Below are 405 nucleotides of genomic sequence, written 5' to 3' on the forward strand. Positions count from 1 at the left end.
TTATCCGGATTTTTAGGATCGTAAAGGGGATTATCTTTAGTCGCAGGATTATTACTGCTATCAAGAATGTCCAGCTTGGTCTGCGCGGTGAACTTAAGCACGCCAGAAATATCGCGCACGATCATCTCAGCGATAACTTGCTGATGCGTTTGTTGTGCTTCTTTTCGTTTATAATTGGCGAGCATTATCAAGGCCACACCAATAACGGCAAGCACAATTATCATTTCTAATAATGTGACGCCTGCATCCGCACGACCCGGTTTATTATTCTGCCTGTTCGTCATGTCATGCATCCATTCTGACAAAGATGCCCTCTGAGGATCAGAGGGCATGAAATATTAGTATTATTAATGCTTGGTTAATTAACGACTGCCGAGTACGATCGCGTTACCCGCACCAGAATCA

General features: G+C 43.7%; 1 protein-coding gene. It reads right to left on the reverse strand.

Features of this window, described 5'->3' with window-relative positions; all coding sequences use genetic code 11:
• On the reverse strand, nt 1-284 hold a 284-nt coding region (locus QRD42_RS01025; RefSeq protein WP_321987997.1), incomplete at its 3' end, for a prepilin-type N-terminal cleavage/methylation domain-containing protein.
• Between the last annotated feature and the right edge of the window lie 121 nt (nt 285-405).

The sequence above is a fragment of the Enterobacter sp. PGRG2 genome (assembly GCF_030291195.1).
Lineage (GTDB): Bacteria > Pseudomonadota > Gammaproteobacteria > Enterobacterales > Enterobacteriaceae > Enterobacter_D.